Annotated in this window: 20 protein-coding genes and 1 riboswitch; of the genes, 8 read left to right on the top strand and 12 right to left on the bottom strand. The window is 71.5% G+C overall.

The genetic code is table 11. From position 1 onward, the window contains the following. Nucleotides 1–21 precede the first annotated feature (21 nt). Together ACFIF2_RS22485 and ACFIF2_RS22480 are read right to left on the bottom strand one after the other, a co-directional pair. On the bottom strand, nt 22–1,212 hold the full coding sequence (locus ACFIF2_RS22485) for a PotD/PotF family extracellular solute-binding protein (protein ID WP_395574987.1): 1,191 nt from the start codon (nt 1,210–1,212) through the stop codon (nt 22–24). Nucleotides 1,213–1,389: 177 nt separating this feature from the next. Continuing rightward, nucleotides 1,390–2,829, bottom strand: a complete 1,440-nt coding sequence (locus tag ACFIF2_RS22480) for a gamma-aminobutyraldehyde dehydrogenase (protein WP_395574986.1) — start codon at nt 2,827–2,829, stop codon at nt 1,390–1,392. A gap of 183 nt (nt 2,830–3,012) precedes the next feature. On the opposite strand from ACFIF2_RS22480, the gene ACFIF2_RS22475 reads away from it, so the two are divergent. From ACFIF2_RS22475 to ACFIF2_RS22445, 7 genes are all read left to right on the top strand, one after another. Further along, complete coding sequence (locus tag ACFIF2_RS22475) at nt 3,013–3,528, top strand: Lrp/AsnC family transcriptional regulator (RefSeq protein WP_395574985.1); 516 nt, start codon at nt 3,013–3,015, stop codon at nt 3,526–3,528. Between the two features lie 2 nt (nt 3,529–3,530). After that, the gene (locus ACFIF2_RS22470) at nt 3,531–4,904 is read left to right on the top strand and encodes an aspartate aminotransferase family protein (RefSeq protein ID WP_395574984.1); all 1,374 of its coding nucleotides are present in this window, start codon (nt 3,531–3,533) and stop codon (nt 4,902–4,904) included. A 213-nt stretch (nt 4,905–5,117) separates the two neighbouring features. Beyond that, nucleotides 5,118–5,903 carry an ABC transporter ATP-binding protein gene (locus ACFIF2_RS22465; RefSeq protein ID WP_395574983.1) on the top strand — a complete coding sequence of 262 codons (786 nt, stop codon included), beginning with the start codon at nt 5,118–5,120 and terminating at the stop codon, nt 5,901–5,903. Further along, the gene (locus ACFIF2_RS22460; RefSeq protein WP_395574982.1) at nt 5,885–7,264 is read left to right on the top strand and encodes a hypothetical protein; all 1,380 of its coding nucleotides are present in this window, start codon (nt 5,885–5,887) and stop codon (nt 7,262–7,264) included. Before ACFIF2_RS22465 ends, ACFIF2_RS22460 begins: the two co-directional genes overlap by 19 nt. 153 nt (nt 7,265–7,417) lie before the next feature. Beyond that, a complete protein-coding gene (locus tag ACFIF2_RS22455; protein WP_395574981.1) occupies nt 7,418–7,825 on the top strand; it encodes a VOC family protein in 408 nt (135 codons plus the stop codon). Nucleotides 7,826–7,894: 69 nt separating this feature from the next. Beyond that, a complete protein-coding gene (locus ACFIF2_RS22450; RefSeq protein WP_395574980.1) occupies nt 7,895–9,043 on the top strand; it encodes an LOG family protein in 1,149 nt (382 codons plus the stop codon). 156 nt (nt 9,044–9,199) lie between these two features. After that, nucleotides 9,200–9,910, top strand: coding sequence for an LAETG motif-containing sortase-dependent surface protein (locus ACFIF2_RS22445; protein ID WP_395574979.1), 711 nt, complete (start codon nt 9,200–9,202; stop codon nt 9,908–9,910). A gap of 99 nt (nt 9,911–10,009) precedes the next feature. On the opposite strand, the gene ACFIF2_RS22440 is transcribed toward ACFIF2_RS22445, so the two are convergent. The 9 genes from ACFIF2_RS22440 to rpsB all read right to left on the bottom strand — a co-directional run bounded on the left by ACFIF2_RS22440 (nt 10,010) and on the right by rpsB (nt 19,921). Further along, nucleotides 10,010–11,038, bottom strand: coding sequence for an ABC transporter ATP-binding protein (locus tag ACFIF2_RS22440; RefSeq protein ID WP_395574978.1), 1,029 nt, complete (start codon nt 11,036–11,038; stop codon nt 10,010–10,012). Beyond that, complete coding sequence (locus ACFIF2_RS22435) at nt 11,039–12,640, bottom strand: ABC transporter permease (protein ID WP_395575025.1); 1,602 nt, start codon at nt 12,638–12,640, stop codon at nt 11,039–11,041. A gap of 56 nt (nt 12,641–12,696) precedes the next feature. Further along, nucleotides 12,697–13,782 carry a thiamine ABC transporter substrate binding subunit gene (locus ACFIF2_RS22430; RefSeq protein WP_395574977.1) on the bottom strand — a complete coding sequence of 362 codons (1,086 nt, stop codon included), beginning with the start codon at nt 13,780–13,782 and terminating at the stop codon, nt 12,697–12,699. Between the two features lie 75 nt (nt 13,783–13,857). Continuing rightward, a riboswitch (TPP riboswitch) is annotated at nt 13,858–13,963 on the bottom strand. A gap of 75 nt (nt 13,964–14,038) precedes the next feature. After that, a complete protein-coding gene (gene rlmN, locus ACFIF2_RS22425) occupies nt 14,039–15,145 on the bottom strand; it encodes a 23S rRNA (adenine(2503)-C(2))-methyltransferase RlmN (protein WP_395574976.1) in 1,107 nt (368 codons plus the stop codon). 111 nt (nt 15,146–15,256) lie between these two features. Then, the gene (locus ACFIF2_RS22420; RefSeq protein WP_395574975.1) at nt 15,257–16,360 is read right to left on the bottom strand and encodes a phosphatidate cytidylyltransferase; all 1,104 of its coding nucleotides are present in this window, start codon (nt 16,358–16,360) and stop codon (nt 15,257–15,259) included. Then, on the bottom strand, nt 16,360–16,917 hold the full coding sequence (frr, locus tag ACFIF2_RS22415; protein ID WP_356346623.1) for a ribosome recycling factor: 558 nt from the start codon (nt 16,915–16,917) through the stop codon (nt 16,360–16,362). Before frr ends, ACFIF2_RS22420 begins: the two co-directional genes overlap by 1 nt. Before the next feature lie 181 nt (nt 16,918–17,098). Further along, nucleotides 17,099–17,857 carry a UMP kinase gene (pyrH, locus tag ACFIF2_RS22410; protein WP_395574974.1) on the bottom strand — a complete coding sequence of 253 codons (759 nt, stop codon included), beginning with the start codon at nt 17,855–17,857 and terminating at the stop codon, nt 17,099–17,101. A 205-nt stretch (nt 17,858–18,062) separates the two neighbouring features. Then, nucleotides 18,063–18,899: a translation elongation factor Ts gene (gene tsf / locus ACFIF2_RS22405; protein ID WP_279561960.1), complete on the bottom strand. Its 837-nt coding sequence runs from the start codon at nt 18,897–18,899 to the stop codon at nt 18,063–18,065. Nucleotides 18,900–18,997: 98 nt separating this feature from the next. Beyond that, nucleotides 18,998–19,921: a 30S ribosomal protein S2 gene (gene rpsB / locus ACFIF2_RS22400; RefSeq protein WP_395574973.1), complete on the bottom strand. Its 924-nt coding sequence runs from the start codon at nt 19,919–19,921 to the stop codon at nt 18,998–19,000. Nucleotides 19,922–20,192: 271 nt separating this feature from the next. On the opposite strand from rpsB, the gene ACFIF2_RS22395 reads away from it, so the two are divergent. Then, entirely contained in the window at nt 20,193–20,837 is a 645-nt protein-coding gene (locus tag ACFIF2_RS22395) for a M23 family metallopeptidase (protein WP_395574972.1), read from the top strand. 255 nt (nt 20,838–21,092) lie between these two features. Here ACFIF2_RS22395 and ACFIF2_RS22390 read toward each other — a convergent pair whose 3' ends face one another. Beyond that, the gene (locus ACFIF2_RS22390) at nt 21,093–21,650 is read right to left on the bottom strand and encodes a TetR/AcrR family transcriptional regulator (RefSeq protein ID WP_395575024.1); all 558 of its coding nucleotides are present in this window, start codon (nt 21,648–21,650) and stop codon (nt 21,093–21,095) included. Nucleotides 21,651–21,698 lie beyond the last annotated feature (48 nt).

Below are 21,698 nucleotides of genomic sequence, written 5' to 3'. Positions count from 1 at the left end.
CCGATCACGCCCGCCCGTCTCCTACACGCCCACGATCCCGTTCCACCGCTTCGCGAACTCGGCCCGCTCCCCCGCCGCGATGTCCCGCGCGATCGCGAGCCGCGCCCGCATCGACGCGTCCGGGAAGATCAGCGGGTCCTCGGCCAGGGCCGCCCTCTCCGCGTCGCCGGAGGAGGCGAGCACGTCGCGGGCGGCCGGGACCGGGCAGACGTAGTTGACCCAGGAGACCAGCTCGGCGGCGACCTCGGGCTGGTAGTAGTGGTCGATCAGCCGCTCGGCGTTGGCCTTGTGGCGGGCCAGGTTGGGGATCATCAGGGACTCCGCCCACAGCTCGGCGCCCTCCTGCGGGACGACGAACTCGATGTCCGGGTCGTCCGCCTGGAGCTGGATCACGTCGCCGGAGTACGCCTGGCAGGCCCAGACATCCCCGCCGGCGAGGTCCTTGATGTAGTCGTTGCCGGTGAAGCGGCGGATCTGGCCCTTGGCCACCTGCTTCTCCACCCGGTCGCACATCGCGTGGAAGTCGTCCGCCCGCCAGTCGGTGATGTCCACGCCGTCGCCCAGCATCAGCAGCGCGAACGCCTCGTCGAGCCCGGAGAGCAGGGTCACCCGGCCCTTGAGGTCGTCCGCCCACAGGTCGGACACGTGCTGGATCTCCCGGCCGAGGCGGCGGCGGTTGTAGGCGATGCCGGTGATGCCCGACTGCCACGGCACGGTGCACGCGCGGCCGGGGTCGAAGGCGGGCGAACGCAGCAGCGGGTCCAGGTACTCGGTGACGTTCGGCTGGCGGGAGCGGTCCATCTCCTGCACCCAGCCGAGCCGGACGAACCGCCCGCACATCCAGTCGCTGATGACGATCAGGTCGCGGTCGGTGGGCTGACGGTTCATCAGGGACGGGCTGATCTTGCCGAAGAACTCGTCGTTGTCGTTGATCTCCTCGATGTACTCGACGGAGATGCCCGTCCGCTTCTCGAACGCCTCCAGCGTGGGCCGCCGGCTCGGACGCTCGTCGTCGGTGTCGATGTACAGCGGCCAGTTCGCCCAGGTCAGCCGCGGCTCGGCGGCGGACCGGTCGGTCGCGGCCCGGTCGCCCGGGGCGACGTAGGCGGCCGGTACGCCGCAGCCGGCCAGCGCGCCGAGTGCGGTGCAGCCGCCCAGGCCGCGCAGCAGGGTCCGACGGGAGAGCGAGGGCGTCCTCGGGATCAGGGGCATGGCCGCAGGATTTCGCGCCCGCGCTCACCGGGACAATCGACGCTGCGTCGAGCACGCCCGTACAGGCCCGACACCCTGTCTACCGGGGCGAGTTCACGGCTGACGCGGAGCGGCCCCGGAGGGGGGTTCCCGTCCGGGGCCGCACACGGGCCGGCGGCGTCAGCCGTCCAGTGAAGGTCAGCCGTCCAGCGACGTCATCACGTGCTTGATCCGGGTGTAGTCCTCGAAGCCGTAACCCGACAGGTCCTTGCCGTAGCCGGACTTCTTGAAGCCGCCGTGCGGCATCTCGGCGACCAGCGGGATGTGGGTGTTGATCCACACGCAGCCGAAGTCGAGCCTCTTGGACATCCGCATGGCGCGGCCGTGGTCCTTGGTCCACACCGAGGAGGCCAGCGCGTAGTCGACGCCGTTGGCCCACTCGACCGCCTGGTCCTCGTCGCGGAAGGACTGGACCGTGATGACGGGGCCGAAGACCTCGTTCTGGATGATCTCGTCGTCCTGCTTGAGGCCGGATACGACGGTCGCGGCGTAGAAGTAGCCCTTGTCGCCGACCTGGTGGCCGCCCGCCTCGACCTTGGCGTGGGCCGGCAGGCGCTCGATGAACCCGGCCACCTGCTTGAGCTGGTTGGGGTTGTTGAGCGGGCCGTAGGCGACGTCCTCGTCGTCCGGCTGACCGGTCTTGATGTCGGACGCGGCCTTCGCGAGCGCGCTCACGAACTCGTCGTGGATCGACTCGTGGACCAGCACGCGGGTGGCCGCGGTGCAGTCCTGGCCGGCGTTGAAGTAGCCCGCCTCCGAGATGCCCGCGACGGCCTTGGGGATGTCGGTGTCCTCGAAGACCACGACCGGGGCCTTGCCGCCCAGCTCCAGGTGGACCCGCTTGAGGTCCTTGGAGGCGGACTCCGCGACCGACATGCCGGCCCGTACCGAGCCGGTGATGGAGGCCATCGCCGGGGTCGGGTGCTCGACCATCAGGCGGCCGGTGTCGCGGTCGCCGCAGACGACGTTGAAGACGCCCTTGGGCACGATCGAGCCGATGATGTCGGCCATCAGGGCCGTGGAGGCGGGGGTGGTGTCCGAGGGCTTGAGGACGACCGTGTTGCCCGCGGCGAGCGCCGGGGCGAACTTCCACACGGCCATCATCATCGGGTAGTTCCACGGCGCGACCTGCGCGCAGACGCCGATCGGCTCACGGCGGATCATGGAGGTCAGGCCCTCCATGTACTCACCGGCCGACCGGCCCTCCAGCATCCGCGCCGCGCCCGCGAAGAAGCGGATCTGGTCGACCATCGGCGGGATCTCCTCGGAGCGGGTCAGCCCGACGGGCTTGCCCGTGTTCTCCACCTCGGCCGCGATCAGCTCCTCGGCGCGCTCCTCGAACGCGTCCGCGATCTTGAGCAGGGCCTTCTGCCGCTCGGCCGGGGTGGTGTCGCGCCAGGCCGGGAAGGCCGCCGCGGCGGCCGCCATGGCGGCGTCGACGTCCGCCTGCCCGGACAGGGGGGCGGTCGCGTAGGCCTCGCCCGTGGCGGGGTTGACCACTTCGGTGGTCCGTCCGTCGGCGGCGTCCCGGAACTCACCGTCGATGTAGTTGCGCAGACGACGCAGCTCGGTGCTCACTGCCGGCCCTCCAAGTTCGGGTGTCTTCGGATCTCTCAGTGTCCAAGCACTGAGACACCCACCCTAGACGCAGACCCGACGTTTTCAACACCCCCGGTCGCCTCCAGGTTGCGAAATCCGCAGAGTCTGACCACACAGACAACGAATTTCATCGATCTGGCCTTGCAAAACTGTCGAGACGTCGTGCACAGTGAAGTCGTGGCCAGTCGAAGCGCAGACCAGAGGGACTCCCGCGAGTCCAGGAACGGCGGTCCCCAGTTGGACGCCGTCTCCCTCGCCATCATCGAACAGCTCCAGCAGGACGGCCGCCGGCCGTACGCCGCGATCGGCAAGGCCGTGGGCCTGTCGGAGGCGGCCGTGCGCCAGCGCGTCCAGAAGCTGCTCGACCAGGGCGTGATGCAGATCGTCGCCGTGACGGACCCGCTCACCGTGGGCTTCCGCCGCCAGGCGATGGTCGGTGTCAACGTCGAGGGCGACGTGGAGTCCGTCGCCGACGCGCTGACGGCCATGTCCGAGTGCGAGTACGTGGTGATGACCGCGGGCTCCTTCGACCTGATGGTGGAGGTCGTCTGCGAGGACGACGACCACCTCCTCGAGGTCATCAACCGACGCATCCGGGCCGTCCCCGGAGTGCGCTCCACCGAGAGCTTCGTCTACATGAAGCTCAAGAAGCAGACCTACATGTGGGGAACCCGATAATCGTGAGCACCGACAGCCCCAAGGACCTCAGCAGGACCGCGTACGACCACTTGTGGATGCACTTCACCCGCATGTCGTCGTACGAGAACGCCCCCGTCCCCACCATCGTCCGCGGTGAGGGCACCCACATCTACGACGACAAGGGCAAGCGCTACCTCGACGGTCTCGCCGGCCTGTTCGTGGTCCAGGCCGGACACGGCCGCACGGAGCTGGCCGAGACCGCCTCGAAGCAGGCGCAGGAGCTGGCCTTCTTCCCGGTGTGGTCCTACGCCCACCCGAAGGCCGTCGAGCTGGCCGAGCGCCTCGCCCACGAGGCCCCCGGCGACCTCAACAAGGTCTTCTTCACCACCGGCGGCGGTGAGGCGGTCGAGACCGCCTGGAAGCTGGCCAAGCAGTACTTCAAGCTGATGGGCAAGCCGACCAAGTACAAGGTCATCTCCCGCGCGGTCGCCTACCACGGCACCCCGCAGGGCGCCCTGTCCATCACCGGCCTGCCGGCCCTGAAGGCCCCCTTCGAGCCGCTCGTCCCGGGCGCGCACAAGGTGCCGAACACCAACATCTACCGCGCCCCGATCCACGGCGACGACCCCGAGGCCTTCGGCCGCTGGGCCGCCGACCAGATCGAGCAGCAGATCCTGTTCGAGGGCCCGGAGACGGTCGCGGCCGTCTTCCTGGAGCCCGTGCAGAACGCCGGCGGCTGCTTCCCGCCCCCGCCCGGGTACTTCCGGCGGGTGCGCGAGATCTGCGACCAGTACGACGTGCTGCTCGTCTCGGACGAGGTCATCTGCGCCTTCGGCCGCCTGGGCACGACCTTCGCCTGCGACAAGTTCGGCTACGTGCCGGACATGATCACCTGCGCCAAGGGCATGACCTCGGGCTACTCCCCGATCGGCGCCTGCATCATCTCCGACCGCCTCGCCGAGCCGTTCTACCAGGGTGACAACACCTTCCTGCACGGCTACACCTTCGGCGGCCACCCGGTCTCCGCCGCGGTCGGCATCGCCAACCTCGACCTGTTCGAGCGCGAGGGCCTCAACCAGCACGTGCTCGACAACGAGGGCAACTTCCGCGCGACCCTGGAGAAGCTCCTCGACCTGCCGATCGTCGGCGACGTCCGCGGCAACGGCTTCTTCTACGGCATCGAGCTGGTCAAGGACAAGCACACCAAGGAGTCCTTCAGCGACGAGGAGACCGAGCGCGTCCTGTACGGCTTCCTCTCCAAGAAGCTCTTCGAGAACGGCCTGTACTGCCGTGCCGACGACCGCGGCGACCCGGTCATCCAGCTCGCCCCGCCGCTGATCTCCAACCAGGAGACCTTCGACGAGATCGAGCAGATCCTGCGCGCCACGCTGACGGAGGCGTGGACGAAGCTCTGATCCCAGGCTCTCCGTCCTCCGGTCATCCTTTCGGATGATCGTCCCGGCCCCGGCGCCGCCCGTTCGAGTGAGAACGGCGGCCCGGGGCCGCGTGCTGTCCGGCCTCCCCCCGGCGACTGCCTACGGTGCCCAGTGACCGATCGGCCCCGCCTTCGTTCCCCCGTACGAGGGACACGACCGGGGAAACACGGATCAGAACCGAGGTGTACGCCCATGGAGGCCCCGCCGGACAACGACGTGCTCTGGGCCCGCGCCCTGCACTTCCAGCACCATGACGGCTCCCCCGCGCTGCAAGGCGTGTCGCTCGGCGTCCGCGAGGGCGAGATCCTCGCCGTGAGCGGCCCGCGCGGCAGCGGCAAGACCACCCTGCTGCGCTGCCTGTCCGGGCTGGAGCGCCCCCAGGACGGCGAGGTGTGGTTCAACAGCGTGCCGGTGCACACCATGGGCCCGCTCGGCCGTGAGCGGCTGCGCCGTGACCGCTTCGGCTGGATCGACCCCGCCCCGGTGCTCGTCCCGGAGCTGAACGCCTGGGAGAACGCCGCCCTCCCCCTCATGCTGCGCGGCTCGGGCCGGCGCCGGGCCAAGACCGCCGCGCTGGAGTGGCTGGACCGCCTCGACGTCGGCGACAAGGCACGCAGACGCCCGCACGAACTGCGGCAGGCCGAACGCCAGCGCGTCTGCATCGCCCGCGCGCTCGCCGTCGGCCCCGCCGTCCTCTTCGCCGACGAGCCGACGGCCCCGCTGCACCGCGCCGACCGCGCCCACGTGCTGCGCACGCTCACCACGGCGGCCCGCTCCCACGGCATCACCGTCCTCCTCGCCACGCACGACGCGCAGACCGCCGCCCTCGCGGACCGCACGGTGGCGTTGCTGGACGGGCGGCGGGTGCGGACCGTGCACCTGCCCCCGCTCGCGGAGACCACGGTGGCCACCGGCACCGGCGGGGCCGGCGGCACCCCCGGAACGGAAGGCCGGGCGGCGTGCTCGCTCTCCGCCTGACCCGCGCCGCCCGCCTCGCCGTCCAGCTGCGCCGCCTGCTGGTCGCGGCGGCCTCGGCGGGCACGGGCTTCCTGCTGCTGTGCGCCCTCGGCCACGCGATGACCCACCCTGACGACGCCGGCTCCTCCGCCCTCCGCCTGGCCTGGTGCGCGGCCCCGCTGGCCGCCACGGTGTACCTCGCCGTCGCCGTGGCCCGCACCGATCCCGGTGCCCGGCCCCGGCCGGGACTGTCGGCGATCGGCCTCGGCCCCGGCCGCCTGATGGCCGTCTCGGCGCTGACCACGGCCCTGTCCGCCGCGCTCGGCTCGGTGGTGGCCCTGTTCTGCTTCCTCCAGCTGCGCGGCGACCTGACGGGCGCCCCCGCCGGCGGCGCCGTGACGGAGGCGCTGGCCCTCGGCCAGTCCCTTCCCGTGCCGGCGGCCGTGACGCTGCTGACCCTGGTACCGGCCGGCGCGTCGGCCGCGGTGGCGCTGACGCTGCGCCCCCGCGATCCCCGGCCGGCCCGTCCCACGGGCACCCGCCGCTACGGCCGCTTCGGCGCGTACGGCTGGGGCGCGGCCCGCGAGACCTTCGGCGCCTACGGCCGCTACGGCGCCCGCCTGGCCCCGGCGACGGCGCCGACCGCGGGTACGGCGCTCACGTCGCCGCCTGTGCCCACCGGTGCCGCCCCAGCGGCTCGGGTGGACACAGGCGGCACCCTGCTCACGCAGGCGAGTGACACCCACCCCCCAGCCGCAACGGACGGCAACCGGACGCCGGACGCCGAACCCGCCCCCCGCCCCGACACCACCACCCTCCCCTGGGGCATCGCCGTACTCACCGCGGGCCTCGCCGTCGAGACGTACGCCGGCGACTCGGTCGCCCCCGGCACCACTCCCTCCGCCGGCGTCCTCATCGGCTGGGCCCTGACCGCCCTCGGCCTCGCGCTGGCCGGCCCGGGTCTCACCCACCTCTGCGGCCGCCTGCTCCAGACGGCCCGCCCCGACGCCCTGCGCCTGCTCGCCGGCCGCGTCCTCATGGAGGAGTCGCAGCGCATCGGCCGTCCCCTCGGCGTCGTCTGCGCCGTGGCCTGCGCCGGCTACGCCGCCGTCGCGGTGTACGACGCGGACGGACCGGCCTTCGGCCCGCTGAGCACCCTCGGCGCCCTCGTCGTGGCCGGCTGCACGGTGGCCACGCTCCTCACCGCGGCCGTGGAGGCCCGGCAGGCCCGTGCCGACACGACGGACGCCCTGCTGCGGCTGGGCGCGCCGCACTCGACCCTGCGCGCCGCCGCCGCCGTACGCGCCGGCGCGCTGCTCGCCCTGTTCGGCCCGCTGACCCTGATCGTCGCGGAACTCGCGTCACTGCCCCTGTCCCGTTGATCCCCTGCCCCCAGCGCAGGCCGCACACCCGGGCCGCACACCCCCGAAAAAAATCTCGAAAAAATCCCCGAGCGGCGATGAGATCCACCCGCCTCTCGCGTCTAACCCTTCGAACGGCATGACAACAGCAGGACATTGACGGGAGAGGCCCCCATGTACCAGCAGATGATCTTCGTGAACCTGGCGACCAACGACATCGACGCGACGAAGAAGTTCTTCACCGAGCTCGGCTACGAGATCAACGCCCAGTTCAGCGACGAGAGCACCGCGTCGGTCGTGATCAGCGACACGATCGTCGTGATGCTGCTCGCCCGGTCGAAGTACGCCGAGTTCACGAAGAAGGAGATCGTGGACTCCACGAAGCACAGCGAGGTGCTGATCGCGCTGAGCGCCGAGAGCCGCGAGAAGGTCGACGAGCTGGTGGACAGGGCGATCGCCGCCGGCGGCTCCGCCACCGGCGAGACCCAGGACCACGGCTTCATGTACGGCCGCGCCTTCAACGACCTCGACGGCCACACCTTCGAGGTCGTGTGGATGGACCCGGCGGCGGTCGAGGGCTGAGGTCCCCGCAGGTCCAGGGGCGCCTTTCGGAACCGGTCCGGTTCGAACGGCGCCCCCTAGCATGGGCGGGTGGATCCGACACCCGCCCAGCCCCATGCCCCCGCACCGGTCCAGTCCCACCACGCCTCGCACGACCGGGAGATCGAGAGCCTCGCCGAGTTCGACGCGGTCGTCTCTGCGTACGGCACACTCGCCCACTACCGCGTCCAGGCCGTCGACCTGACGGCCCGTACGGACGCCCTCATGTCCGCCGACCCCACGGGCGCCGTCTTCCTCGGCTGCCCGATGGCCCCCGAGGCCGCCACCCGGGTCCGCGCCGCCGGCGCCCTGGTCTTCCCGCCCATACCGGGACTGCCCTTCGACCCGTACCGGGGACGCGTCTACTCCCCCGACGAGCTGTTCGCCTCCCTCGCCGACGGCTACGAGGCGACACCGGACGCCCGCGCCTACGACTGGTTCCAGCGGACCAAGGCCGACGGCGACGTCTTCGCCTCCATGCTGCGCGCGATCCACGACGACTCCGTGTCGGACGCCCTCGACGAACTCCTCACCGGCGCCCGGGTGGTGGGCGTCATGGGCGGTCACGCCATGGCGCGCGGCACCAGGGAGTACGCGGGCGCCGCCCGCCTCGGCCGCGAACTGGCCCGGGCCGGCTTCACGGTGGCCACCGGCGGCGGTCCGGGCGCGATGGAGGCGGCCAACCTCGGCGCCTACGCCGCCCCGCTCGACGACGCCGTACTGGACGACGCCCTGCTGCTCCTGGCGAAGGTCGCCTCGTTCACGCCGTCGGTCACCGACTGGGCCCGGTCCGCCTTCGAGGTGCGCGAACGCTGGCCCCACGGCGGCGCCTCCGTCGGCATCCCCACCTGGTTCTACGGCCACGAGCCGCCCAACGCCTTCGCGGCGCACATCGCCAAGTACTTCGCCAACGCCACCCGCGAGGACGGCCTGCTGGCCCGCTCGAACGCCGGCGTCGTCTTCCTGCCGGGCGCGGCCGGGACCGTACAGGAGATCTTCGACAACGCGACGCCGAACTACTACGAGTCGCGGGGCGAGCCCACGCCGATGGTGCTGGTGGACCGGGCGCACTGGACGGAGAGACTGCCCGCGTGGCCGCTGCTGACGTCACTCGCCGGGGGACGGACGATGGAGTCCCGGATCGCGCTGGTCGACCGGATCGAGGAGGCTCCCGAGGCGCTGAAACGTCTCGGCGGTTAATAAGAGGGCAAAGCCAAGTCCCTTGACGGGCATATGCGTTGACACTGCTTATGCAACGCTTATAGACCAGTGAGGCTCGTGGGTGTGCCGATGCCGCCTCACCGCGCGTCGGCACCCTCTCCACCCCCCGCATCCGCGCTCCCGCAAAGGACAAACGTGGCAGTCCTGTCCATACTCAGCCGCACGGCATCCCGCCGTAGCGTTCGCGCCCTCGGTGTCGTCGCCGCCTCGGCGGCCCTGGCGGTCGGCGCCGCCGGCAACGCCCTCGCCTGCGACATCAGCGAGTTCTCCGCCGCCGCGAAGTGCGACGGCGACAAGGGTGTCATCACCGTCACCGACGTGGACCCGGCCGGCGTCCCCGCCACCGTCAGCGTCTACCTCCAGAACAACGGCTCCGACGCCCAGAAGATCGGCGAGCAGGTGGTCAAGGGCTCGCGCGAGGGCACCACCATCACCTTCGCCGCGGACTGGAAGCCGAACGCCGAGTACCGCATCCACGTCAAGGCCGAGACGTACGTCGACGAGGACATCAAGCCGAACCTCGTGACCCCGTCGACCCCCTGCAAGACGGAGAGCACGCCGACGCCGACCCCGTCGGAGAGCTCCTCCACCCCGGCCGAGGAGACGGAGACGCCGGCCCCGGCGCCCTCCACGTCGGCCCCCGCACCGTCCGAGAGCGAGAGCACGGCCCCGGCCGCCGTGCCGAGCAACGCCCCGTCCCCGGCGGCCGGTGAGTCCAACCTCGCCGAGACCGGCGCCGGCTCCAACACCGGCATGATCGCCGGCATCGCGGCGGCCCTGGTCGCCGTCGGTGGCGGCGCGGTCTTCTTCGGCCTGCGCCGACGCGGAGCCAACGGCGACCGCTGACGCCCGTACCGGTACGCGGCACCGGTGGCCCGTCCCCGTCCGGGGGGCGGGCCACCGTCGCACCGGCTCACCCGGACGACGCCACCACCAGCTGCGGGATCACCCCAGCACCACGATGTCCGCCGCGTCGAACTCCACCCCGACCGTGTCCCCCACCTCCGGCGCCGCCCGCAGCGCGCAGGCCGCCTCCAGGCGCGGCGCGCCCTCGGGACTCAGGTGCACGGCGACGTGCGTGCCCCGGAAGGTGCGGGCGGTCACCGTGCAGCGCAGGCCCGCGTCGGCGGCGACGAGGCGCACGCCGGCCGGCCGGACGAGCAGGGTACGGGCGCCCTGCGGGGCGTCGTCGGGGACCGGCACCTTGCCCCACGGGGTGTTCGCGGCCTGCCCGGCGACGGTCGCCTCGACGACGTTGTCGAAGCCGAGGAAGCGGGCCACGAAGGCGTCGGCCGGCCGCTGCCACACCTGAAGGGGCGTCCCCGACTGGGCGATGCGCCCGTCCCGCATGACCACGACCCGGTCGGCGAGCGCGAAGGCCTCGCCCTGGTCGTGCGTCACGGCGAGCACGGTGGTGCCCAGCCGGCCGAACAGCTCCCGCAGCTCGACGACGAGGCGTTCCCGCAGCGAGCGGTCGAGCTGGCCGAGCGGCTCGTCCAGCATCAGCAGCCGCGGCCGGGGCGCGAGGGCGCGGGCCAGCGCCACCCGCTGCTGCTCACCGCCGGAGAGCGCGGCGACGGACCGGCGGGCGGCGCCGGGCAGCCCCACCAGCTCCAGCAACTCCCCCACCCGCTCCTGCTGCGCGGCACGTGAGGCGCCGCGCATCCGGGGCCCGAAGGCGATGTTCCCGGCCACGTCCCGCTGCGGGAACAGCTGGTGGTCCTGGAACATCAGCCCGACCCCGCGCCGGTGCGCGGGCACCCCGGACTGGTCCCGCCCGTCCAGCGTCACCCGCCCGGCGTCCAGCGGCTGGAGCCCGGCGACCGCCCTCAGCAGCGTCGACTTGCCGCTGCCGCTGGGCCCGAGCACGCACACCACCTCGTGCTCGGCGACCTCCAGGTCGACGGCGTCGAGCACGGCCCGCCCGCCGAAACGGACGGTCGCGCCTTCGAGACTCAGCAGGCTCGGTGGCATCTAGAACTCCCCGCTCCGGTCGGTCCGCAGCCGCTCCAGCACCACCAGGGCCACGGCACACACCAGCATCAGAATCGTCGACAGGGCCATCGCCTGGCCGTAGTTCATGTCCCCGGGCCGCCCCAGCAGGCGGGCCACGGCCACCGGCAGCGTCGGGTTGTCGGGCCGCGCGATGAACACGGTCGCCCCGAACTCGCCGAGCGACACCGCGAAGGCGAACCCGGCCGCGACGAGCAGGGCCCGCCGCACCATCGGCAGGTCCACCTCGCGCCACACCCGCCACGGCGACGCCCCCAGCACCGTCGCCGCCTCCCGCAGCCGCTCGTCCACCGCCCGCAGCACCGGCAGCATGGTCCGTACGACGAACGGGACACCGACCAGCGCCTGCGCGAGCGGCACCAGGATCCAGGAGGAGCGCAGGTCCAGCGGCGGTTCGTCCAGCGCGATCAGGAACCCGAAGCCGACCGTCACGGCGGACACCCCGAGCGGCAGCATCAGCAGCGCGTCGAAACCGCGCACGAAACGGCCCGCGTCGCGCCGGGTCAGCGCGGTGGCGGCCAGCGCGCCGATCACCACGGCGATGGCGGTGGCGGCGACGGCGTACTGGAGGGAGTTGCCGACCGCCTCGATCGGCGGGACGAGGAAGGTGCCGCCGTCCTCGCGGGTCAGCGCCCGGTAGTAGCCGAAGCCGGGGGCGCCGAGCGAGCGCTGCACCAGTACGGCCAGCGGCAGCACGACCAGGCCCGCGACGGTGAGCAGGACCCCGGTCAGCAGGGCCCACTGCCCGGCACCGCGCGGCCGGCGGGCGGTCGTGGCCGCGTCCACCAGCCGCAGGGCCGTCTCCCGCCGCCGTACCGTCCAGGCGTGCACGGCGAGGACGGCGGCGACCGCCGCGAACTGGATCAGTGTCAGCACGGCGGCCGTAGACAGGTCGAAGACCTGCGAGGTCTGCCGGTAGATCTCCACCTCCAGGGTGGAGAAGGCGGGCCCGCCGAGGATCTGGACGACACCGAAGGAGGTGAAGGTGAACAGGAACACCATCAGCGAGGCCGCGGCCACGGCGGGCGCGAGCGCGGGCAGCGTCACCTGCCGCCAGGCCCTGGGCCGCGAGGCGCCGAGCATCCGCGCGGCCTCCTCCTGGCGCGGGTCGAGCTGCGCCCACAGACCGCCGACGGTGCGGACCACGACGGCGTAGTTGAAGAAGACGTGCGCGAGCAGGATCGCCCACACGGTGGTGTCCAGCCGTACGCCCCACAGCTCGTCGAACAGCCCGCCGCGCCCGACCAGGGCCAGGAACGCCGTACCGACGACGACCGTCGGCAGCACGAACGGCACCGTCACCACGGCCCGCAGCACCTGCTTGCCGGGGAAGTCGAGGCGGGCGAAGGCGTAGGCGCCGGGCAGGGCGACGAGCAGCGTGAGCGCGGTGGAGGCCAGCGCCTGCCAGGTGGTGAACCACAGCACGTGCCGGACGTCGGACTGGGCGAGCACGTCCCCGATCCGCCCGAACCGCCAGACCCCGTCGACCTCCAGTCCGCGCGCGACGATCGCGGCGACGGGGTAGGCGAAGAACACCGCGAAGAACGCGACGGGCACCGCCATCAGGGCGAGCCGCGCCGCGCTCCCGCGCACGGTCCTGGTCCTCGTCCCGGCCCTGCCTACTTCAGTACGAGAGAGGTCCACGCCTTGACCCACTCGTCGCGGTGGTCGGCGATCTTCGCCGGGTCCATGGTCTGCGGGTCCTCGGCCCGCGGCCCGAACTTCCGGAACGCCTCGGGCAGCCGCGCGCCCTCGCGGACCGGGTGGACGAACATGTTCAGCGGCAGGTCCTCCTGGAACCGCTCGCCGATGAGGAAGTCGAGGAGCGCCTTGCCGCCCTCGGGGTTCGCGGCGTTGCTCAGCAGACCCGCGTACTCGACCTGGCGGAAGCAGGTGCCCTCGGCGACGCCCGTCGGCGCGGTGGCCGGCTGCGGGTCGGCGTAGATCACCTCGGCGGGCGGGGAGGAGGCGTAGGAGACGACGAGCGGACGATCGCCCTTGGCCTTCTTGCCGCCGGCCGAGCCGGAGAACTCCTCGTTGTACGCCTGCTCCCAGCTGTCGACGACCTTGACGCCGTTCGCCTTGAGCTTCTTCCAGTAGTCCTGCCAGCCCTCGTCCCCGTACGCGGCGGCCGTGCCGAGCAGGAAGCCGAGGCCGGGGGACGAACTGCCGGCGTTCTCGGTGACGAGCAGGTCCTTGTACGCGGGCTCGGCGAGGTCGTCGAGGGAGTCCGGCGGGGTCAGCCCGCGCTCGCTGAAGTACGCCTTGTCGTAGTTGACGCACACGTCACCGGTGTCGACGGGCGTGACGCGGTGCTCGGCGTCGGCCTGGAACGCGGGGTCGACCCGGTCGAGGCCCTTCGCCTCGTACGGCTGGAACAGCCCGTTGTCGAGCGCGCGGGACAGCAGGGTGTTGTCGACGCCGAAGAAGACGTCGCCCTGGGGGTTGTCCTTGGTGAGGATGGCCTTGTTGACGGCCTGCCCGGCGTCGCCGTCCTCCAGGACCCTGACCTTGTAGCCGGAGCTCTTCTCGAAGGCGGCGACGACGTCCTTCGAGGCCGCCCACGAGTCGTGGCTGACCAGCGTCACGGTCCTGGAGTCGCCGGAGCCCTGCCCGTCGCCGTCGGACGACGATCCGCACGCGGCCAGGCCGCCGACCATGCCGAGGCCGAGGGCCAGGGCGGCGGCCTTCTTGGTGATGCTCACTGATTCCTCCTGGGTGACCAGGAGAAGACGCGGCCCCGCCCGCAGCCCCTGGGGACCTCGGGCAGGGCGCAACAGCTCGAGTGATGACCGATCTCCCTACCCAGAATGACCTGGGCCAGGTTCGGAGGGTCTGCGGCCGGTGCCGCACTCTCAGCGCTGTGGCGCTCCCCTGTCGGAATATGAAGATGTACTGACGTATGAAAGATGTACTGACGTACGAAGGTGTACTGACGTATGAAGCTGTACGCCGGTCAGGTTACCGCTCGCTCGCGGCGAGCTGACCACACGCCCCGTCGATCTCCTGGCCACGGGTGTCCCGGATCGTCACCGGCACACCGTGCGCCGCGATCGCCTCGACGAACGCCTTCTCGTCCTCGGGCCGCGACGCGGTCCACTTCGAGCCGGGCGTCGGGTTGAGCGGGATGAGGTTGACGTGCACGGGCCTGCCCTTGAGCAGCCGCCCGAGCCGGTCACCGCGCCACGCCTGGTCGTTGATGTCCCGGATCAGCGCGTACTCGATGGACAGCCGGCGCCCGGACACCGCCGCGTACTCGAACCCGGCGTCCAGCACCTCGCGGACCTTCCAGCGCGTGTTGACGGGGACGAGGGTGTCGCGCAGCTCGTCGTCCGGCGCGTGCAGCGAGATGGCGAGGCGGCACTTGAAGCCCTCGCCGGTGAAGCGGTGGATAGCGGGGACGAGGCCGACCGTGGAGACGGTGATGCCCCGCTGGGACAGGCCCAGTCCGTCGGGCTCGGGGTCGGTGAGGCGGCGGATGGCCCCCACGACGCGGTTGTAGTTGGCCAGGGGCTCGCCCATGCCCATGAACACGATGTTGCTGAGCCGCGCCGGCCCGCCGGGGACCTCACCGTCCCTGAGCGCCCGCATTCCGTCGACGATCTGGTGCACGATCTCGGCCGTCGACAGGTTCCGGTCCAGGCCGGCCTGCCCGGTGGCGCAGAACGGGCAGTTCATGCCGCAACCCGCCTGGGAGCTGATGCACATGGTGACCCGGTCCGGGTAGCGCATGAGGACGGACTCGACGAGCGTCCCGTCGAACAGCTTCCACAGCGTCTTGCGGGTGGTGCCCTGGTCGGTCGACAGATGCCGCACGACCGACATCAGCTCGGGCAGCAGCGCCTCCCGCAGACCCTGACGCGAACCGGCCGGGATGTCGGTCCACTGCTCGGGATCGTGCGCGTACCGCGCGAAGTAGTGCTGCGAGAGCTGCTTGGCGCGGAACGGCTTCTCGCCGATCGCGGCGACGGCCTCCTTGCGCTCGGCGGGCGTGAGGTCGGCGAGGTGCCGCGGCGGCTTCTTGGCTCCGCGGGGGGCGACGAATGTGAGTTCTCCGGGCTTAGGCATGGCCCTACCAGTGTCGCAGACATACGGAGAGGGACCCGCCGCCCTGTGGACAGCGAGCCCCTCAACCAAGAACCGCAGGTCAGGCCGAGCCTGCCACGATCACCTTCCGGTTCAGCCCGATCCGACGAAGATCACCAGCAGCAGCCACACCACCGGTGCCGTCGGCAGCAGTGAGTCCAGCCGGTCCATGATGCCGCCGTGCCCCGGCAGGAGCGTGCCCATGTCCTTGATGCCGAGGTCCCGCTTGATCATGGACTCGCCGAGGTCGCCCAGCGTGGCGCTGACGGCGACCGCGAGGCCGAGCAGGAGGCCCTGCCACCAGGTGCCGCCGTCGATCAGGAACTGCATGCACAGCGCGCCCGCCACCATCGCGAACGCCACCGCGCCGAGCAGGCCCTCACGGGTCTTGCCGGGGCTGATGCGGGGGGCCAGCTTGGTCCTGCCGAAGCGCCAGCCGACGGCGTAGGCGCCGGTGTCGCTGACCACCGTCAGTATCAGGAAGACGAGGACGCGCCACGCGCCGTCGTCCGCCATCAGCATCATCGCGACGAACGTGGCCAGGAACGGCACGTAGAACGCGGCGAAGAGCCCGGCCGTGACGTCCTTGAGATAGCCCTCGGGCGGTTCCGTCATCCGCCACACGAGCACTGCCAGCGCCGTGAGCGCCATGGCGACCCACGCGCCCTCGGCGCCCCGCACGTATCCGGCGACCACCATCGCCGCGCCGCCGACCGCGAGCGGCACGAGGGGCACCTTGATCCCCTTGCGCTCCTCCAGCCGCTTGGTCAGCTCCCACAGGCCCACCACGACGGCGACCACGACCACGCCGACGAAGGCGGCCTTGACGACGAACAGCGACGCGACGATCACGGCGGCCAGACCGAGCCCGACCCCTATCGCGGCCCCCAGGTCACGCCCCGCGGTCTTCTTCTGCGGCTGCGGCTGCGCCGGCTGGGGGGCTTCGGGCATGGGCTCCGGTGTTTCGCGCGGTGGCTCGTCTCGGAACAAGGGACCGCTCAGCCGAGCGGCCCCCTGGTCGTCATCCTGGTCTCCGCCGTGTTCGGGTACGTCGGGCACGATGGGCATGGGCCGAGTCTGCTGCGCGTAGTACGCATCGTAGGCGGGACCCGCCGGGGCAGCCCCCTGGGCGGGTCCCCGGTCGGACGGCCCCCAGTACCCGGCTTGTGGCGGCGCTCCCCAGGAAGAGTCGTTCATCAGACCTCGAGCAGCTCCGCTTCCTTGTGCTTCAGGAGCTCGTCCACCTGGGCGACGTACTTGGCGGTGGTGTCGTCGAGCTCCTTCTCCGCACGACGGCCCTCGTCCTCGCCGACCTCACCGTCCTTGATGAGCTTGTCGATCGCGTCCTTGGCCTTGCGGCGCACGGAGCGGATGGACACCTTGGCGTCCTCGCCCTTGCTCTTGGCGACCTTGATGTAGTCGCGGCGCCGCTCCTCGGTCAGCTCGGGGAACACCACCCGGATGATGTTGCCGTCGTTGCTGGGGTTGACGCCCAGGTCGGAGTCGCGGATCGCCTGTTCGATGTTGCGCAGGGCGCTCTTGTCGAAGGGGGTCACCACGGCCATGCGCGGCTCGGGCACGGAGAACGAGGCCAGCTGGTTGATCGGCGTCGGCGCGCCGTAGTAGTCGGCCACGATCTTGTTGAACATCGCCGGGTGCGCACGGCCGGTGCGGATCGCGGCGAAGTCCTCCTTGGCGACCACGACGGCCTTCTCCATCTTCTCCTCGGCCTCGAGGAGGGTCTCTTCGATCACCACTTGCTCCTGCGTGTCTTGAGTAGGCCCGGCTGCGGTTCCCTGTCGGGGCTGCGGCCGGCTGCGTCGCGTTCTTCCTGCACGGTTCCCGACCGGCGGGACATTGTCCATCCCCCGGCCCGGTCCCGTCCCGTCCGTCCCCCGGACAGGTGGCGTCCGCGGACAGGGGGTGGTTCTCCGGTCAGTCCCGGCTGCCCTGGTCGTCCACGAGCGTGCCGATCTTCTCACCCTTGACGGCGCGGGCGATATTGCCCTCCTTCAGGAGCTCGAAGACCACGATCGGCAGGCTGTTGTCGCGGCAGAGCGTGACGGCCGTCGCGTCGGCGACCTTCAGGTCACGGGTGATGACGTCGCCGTACCCGAGCGCGTCGAACTTCACGGCGTCCGGGTTGGTCTTCGGGTCGGAGTCGTAGACACCGTCCACGCCGTTCTTGCCCATGAGCAGCGCCTCGGCGTCGATCTCGAGGGCGCGCTGGGCGGCGGTGGTGTCGGTGGAGAAGTACGGCATGCCCATACCGGCGCCGAAGATGACCACGCGGCCCTTCTCCAGGTGGCGCACGGCGCGCAGCGGGATGTACGGCTCGGCGACCTGGCCCATGGTGATGGCGGTCTGCACGCGGCAGTCGACGCCCTCCTTCTCCAGGAAGTCCTGGAGGGCCAGGCAGTTCATCACGGTGCCGAGCATGCCCATGTAGTCGGAGCGGGCGCGGTCCATGCCGCGCACCTGCAGTTCGGCGCCGCGGAAGAAGTTGCCGCCGCCGATGACGACGGCGATCTGCGCGCCGTCGCGGACGACGGCCGCGATCTCGCGGGCGATGGCGTGCACCACGTCGGGGTCGACGCCCAGGCCCCCACCGCCGGAGAAGGCCTCTCCGGACAGCTTCAGCATGAAGCGGCCGCGTACTTTGCCGTCGTCGCTCTTCTCGGCCTTGGTGGTCATGGAGATCTCGCCTCTTTTACGTGGGTCACACACACGAAGAAGGCCACTGCCGGTGGGGGCGTTTTCGCATCCCGTACGCGGCAATGGCCTCCTCGTCAGATCTGCTGTCGTCCGCCGCCGCGCGCGCGTGCGCCACGGCATGCGCGAACGGCGCCGACGGCTGCTGTCGACCCTACCGGGGTCGCGCGTCCGTCGCGGTACGGACTCAGATGCCGACCTTGATGCGCGAGAAGCGCTTCAGGGAGACACCGGCCTCGTCCAGCACCTTCTGGACGGACTTCTTGTTGTCCAGCGCGTAGGGCTGGCCCAGCAGCGTGGCGTCCTTGAAGAAGCCGTTGAGGCGACCCTCGACGATCTTCGGCAGGGCGGCCTCGGGCTTGCCCTCGGCGCGGGTGGTCTCCTCGGCGACGCGGCGCTCGGACTCGACGACCTCGGCCGGCACGTCCTCCTTGGAGAGGTACTTCGGCGCGAAGGCGGCGATGTGCTGGGCGACGCCCTTGGCGAGCTCGGCGTTCGGCTTGTCCAGCTCGACGAGGACACCGATCTGCGGGGGCAGGTCAGGCATCGTGCGGTGCATGTACGCGGTCACGAAGCCGCCGGAGAACTGCGCGAAGCGGTCCAGGACGATCTTCTCGCCGAGGTTGGCGTTGGCCTCGTCCACGAACGCCTGGACGGTCTTGCCGGGCTCGATCTCGGAGGCGAGCAGCGCCTCGATGTCGGCCGGGGCGGCCTTGGCGACGTGCTCGGCGATGGCCTTGGCGACGTTCTGGAACTTGTCACCCTTGGCGACGAAGTCCGTCTCGCACTTCAGCTCGACGAGGACACCCGAGGTGTTGTCGTCGGCGATGATCGAGACGACGGCGCCGTTCTCGGCGGAGCGGCCCTCGCGCTTGGCGACGCCCTTCTGGCCCTTGATGCGGAGCGCCTCGACGGCCTTCTCGACGTTGCCCTCGGCCTCGTCCAGCGCCTTCTTGCAGTCCATCATGCCGGCGCCCGTGAGCTCACGGAGCTTCTTGACGTCGGCGGCGGTGTAGTTCGCCATGATTTCTGGAATCTCTCTCGAAGTCTGAAGATCTACGGGCGCCGGACGGCGGGGGCTTCGTGGGCCCCCGCCGTCCAGAACCCGAAGGTGGTGAGGGGTCAGGCCTGCTCGGCGTCCGCAGCGGGGGCCTCGGCGGCGGGCGCCTCGGCGGCAGGGGCCTCGTCAGCCGCGGCCTCGGCGGCCGGAGCCTCGGCGGCGGGGGCCTCGGCAGGCTTCTCGGCGTCGGCGGCGGGCGCCTCCTCGGCCTTCTTCTCGCCCTCGAGCAGGTCGCGCTCCCACTCGGCGAGCGGCTCGCCCGCGGCCTTGTCACCCTCGGCGGCCTTGCCGGCACCGGAACGGGCGATGAGGCCCTCGGCGACGGCGTCGGCGATCACGCGGGTGAGCAGGGTGACGGAGCGGATCGCGTCGTCGTTGCCCGGGATCTTGTAGTCGACCTCGTCGGGGTCGCAGTTGGTGTCGAGGATGGCGACGACCGGGATGTTGAGCTTCCGGGCCTCGCCGACCGCGATGTGCTCCTTCTTGGTGTCCACGATCCAGACGGCGCTGGGCACCTTGGACATCTCGCGGATACCGCCGAGGGTCTTCTCCAGCTTGGCCTTCTCGCGGGAGAGGACGAGCAGCTCCTTCTTGGTGAGGCCGGAGGCGGCCACGTCCTCGAAGTCGATCTGCTCGAGCTCCTTCAGGCGCTGCAGGCGCTTGTAGACGGTCGAGAAGTTGGTGAGCATGCCGCCCAGCCAGCGCTGGTTGACGTAGGGCATGCCGACGCGGGTGGCCTGCTCGGCGATGGCCTCCTGCGCCTGCTTCTTCGTGCCGACGAACATGACCGTGCCGCCGTGGGCGACGGTCTCCTTGACGAACTCGTAGGCGCGGTCGATGTACGACAGCGACTGGAGCAGGTCGATGATGTAGATGCCGTTGCGCTCCGTGAAGATGAAGCGCTTCATCTTCGGGTTCCAACGACGGGTCTGGTGACCGAAGTGGACGCCGCTCTCCAGCAGCTCCCGCATCGTGACGACGGCCATGGCCGTATCTCCTTGAGTTTCTCGGTTGTGCCGCGCGAGCCGGACGGCTCCCGCGCCTGACGCCCGCGATGCGCCTGCCACTAGGGACCGAGGGGCGCTGACACGAACCTTTGCGGGCTTCGTGTCGGGGCGTGCGAAGTCGACCCGGTGACCCGGATCGCCACCAGAAGTGTACGGGACCCGCGGGGCACCGGGTGACGCGGCTGTCCACAACCGTGCGGTGGTCCACAGGCGGGGGCGGAGGCAGGCGCGGGTGCGGGACGGTTTCCGCATGCGAGTGAGGCGATGGGTGAGTGCGTGCGCGTGGGTGACGCTGCTGTCGGCCGTCCTGGCCCCGGAAGCGCCACGACCGGAGCCGGCGGGCGCCCCGGCGGCCTCCGTGCCGGTGTCCGCGTCGATGCCGGCGGCACCGGAGTCGGGCGTCCGGCGGCTTCCGGACCCGGTGGTGCCGGCCGTGGCCCGTGTCTGGCCGGTCGGCGACCGGCCGGCGGTGTCACGGGGCTGGGAGCCCCCGGCGACCGCGTACGGCCGGGGCCACCGCGGCGTGGACCTGACGGCGGCGGCCGGGACCCCGGTGCGGGCGGTGGCGGCGGGGAAGGTGACGTTCGCGGGGCGGGTGGCGGGCAGGGGCGTCGTCTCGGTGGAACTGACGGGGACGGGCGATCCACCTCTGCGGACGACGTACGAACCGGTGGCGGCGTCGGTCCGGAAGGGCGACGCGGTGACGGCCGGCGAGGTGGTCGGCGCGGTGGAGCCGACGGGCTCCCACTGCGTGGGCTGCCTGCACTGGGGCGTGCTGCGCGGCGACGTCTACGTCGACCCGCTCACCCTGCTCCCACCGTGGCTCCTGTCCTCGGGACCGTCGAGGCTGCTGCCGGTCCTGGGCGTACCAGAGCCCACCCCGCCAGGGGCCTGACCGAAGACGAGGACACCGTTCACCGCCGAACGCCGAACGCCGGACGCCGACGCCGAACGCCGGCGGCCATTCGCCGCGCCCCGGCGCTCGCTCTCCCCGCTCCCACCCTGCTCCCGGGCTCCGGGCCGTCAAGGCTGCTGCCGGTCCTGGGCGTGCCCGAGCCCGCCCGTCCAGGGTCCTGACCGGGGACGAGGACGCCGGTCACAGCCGGACCGCCCGGGCGCCGCGAGCCCTTCGCCGGGCGGGCCCCGGCACTCAGCCCTCGACGCCCCGCAACGCCATGGACACCGCTGCCTCGGTGATCGCCGACGGCTCCTCCGCCGCCCCCAGCTCGATCCGCCGCACGGCGGCGTCCACGACCCCCTGCAGCAGCATCGCCGCCAGCCTCGGCTGCGTGTGCCCCATCTCGCCGAGCGCCTCGACGATCATCGCGATCAGCCCGCCGTGCGCCGCCCGGATCTTCTCTCGCGCGCCGGCGTCCAGCTCGCTGGCCGAGATGGCCACGACGGCCCGGTGCCGCCGGTCCCCGACGAGGTCGAGCTGCTTGCGCACGTACGCCTCGACCTTGGCCCCGGGGGTCGCCTCGCGCTCCATCGCCGCCTCGACCTCCGCGGCCCACACCGGGAAGTCGACGGCGCACAGCTCCTCGACGACCGCGGCCCGGGACCGGAAGTACTCGTAGACGGACGACCGGGCAAGACCCGTCCGTTCGGCGAGGGCGGGGAAGGTCAGCGCCTCCGTTCCGCCGTCGGACAGCAGGGAGCGTGCCGCGTCCAGCAGGGCGGCACGCTGCATCGACCGGTGCTCGGCCACGGAGGCCGCTCGAATCCTTGGCACGTCACCACTTTACGGACGCGTCAC

The sequence above is a fragment of the Streptomyces sp. BK79 genome (genome assembly GCF_044142145.1).
Lineage (GTDB): Bacteria > Actinomycetota > Actinomycetes > Streptomycetales > Streptomycetaceae > Streptomyces.
This window is presented reverse-complemented; position numbering and strand designations above follow the sequence as displayed.

Bases quoted from the DNA above. Each gene is read 5' to 3' on its own strand.
- rpsB (WP_395574973.1), bottom strand. From the start codon at position 19,921: ATGGCCGTCGTCACGATGCGGGAGCTGCTGGAGAGCGGCGTCCACTTC.
- ACFIF2_RS22395 (WP_395574972.1), top strand. From the start codon at position 20,193: ATGCGAGTGAGGCGATGGGTGAGTGCGTGCGCGTGGGTGACGCTGCTG.
- ACFIF2_RS22440 (WP_395574978.1), bottom strand. From the start codon at position 11,038: ATGCCACCGAGCCTGCTGAGTCTCGAAGGCGCGACCGTCCGTTTCGGC.
- rlmN (WP_395574976.1), bottom strand. From the start codon at position 15,145: ATGCCTAAGCCCGGAGAACTCACATTCGTCGCCCCCCGCGGAGCCAAG.
- ACFIF2_RS22435 (WP_395575025.1), bottom strand. From the start codon at position 12,640: ATGGCGGTGCCCGTCGCGTTCTTCGCGGTGTTCTTCGCCTACCCCGTC.
- ACFIF2_RS22465 (WP_395574983.1), top strand. From the start codon at position 5,118: ATGGAGGCCCCGCCGGACAACGACGTGCTCTGGGCCCGCGCCCTGCAC.
- ACFIF2_RS22485 (WP_395574987.1), bottom strand. From the start codon at position 1,212: ATGCCCCTGATCCCGAGGACGCCCTCGCTCTCCCGTCGGACCCTGCTG.
- ACFIF2_RS22420 (WP_395574975.1), bottom strand. From the start codon at position 16,360: ATGAACGACTCTTCCTGGGGAGCGCCGCCACAAGCCGGGTACTGGGGG.
- ACFIF2_RS22455 (WP_395574981.1), top strand. From the start codon at position 7,418: ATGTACCAGCAGATGATCTTCGTGAACCTGGCGACCAACGACATCGAC.
- pyrH (WP_395574974.1), bottom strand. From the start codon at position 17,857: ATGACCACCAAGGCCGAGAAGAGCGACGACGGCAAAGTACGCGGCCGC.
- tsf (WP_279561960.1), bottom strand. From the start codon at position 18,899: ATGGCGAACTACACCGCCGCCGACGTCAAGAAGCTCCGTGAGCTCACG.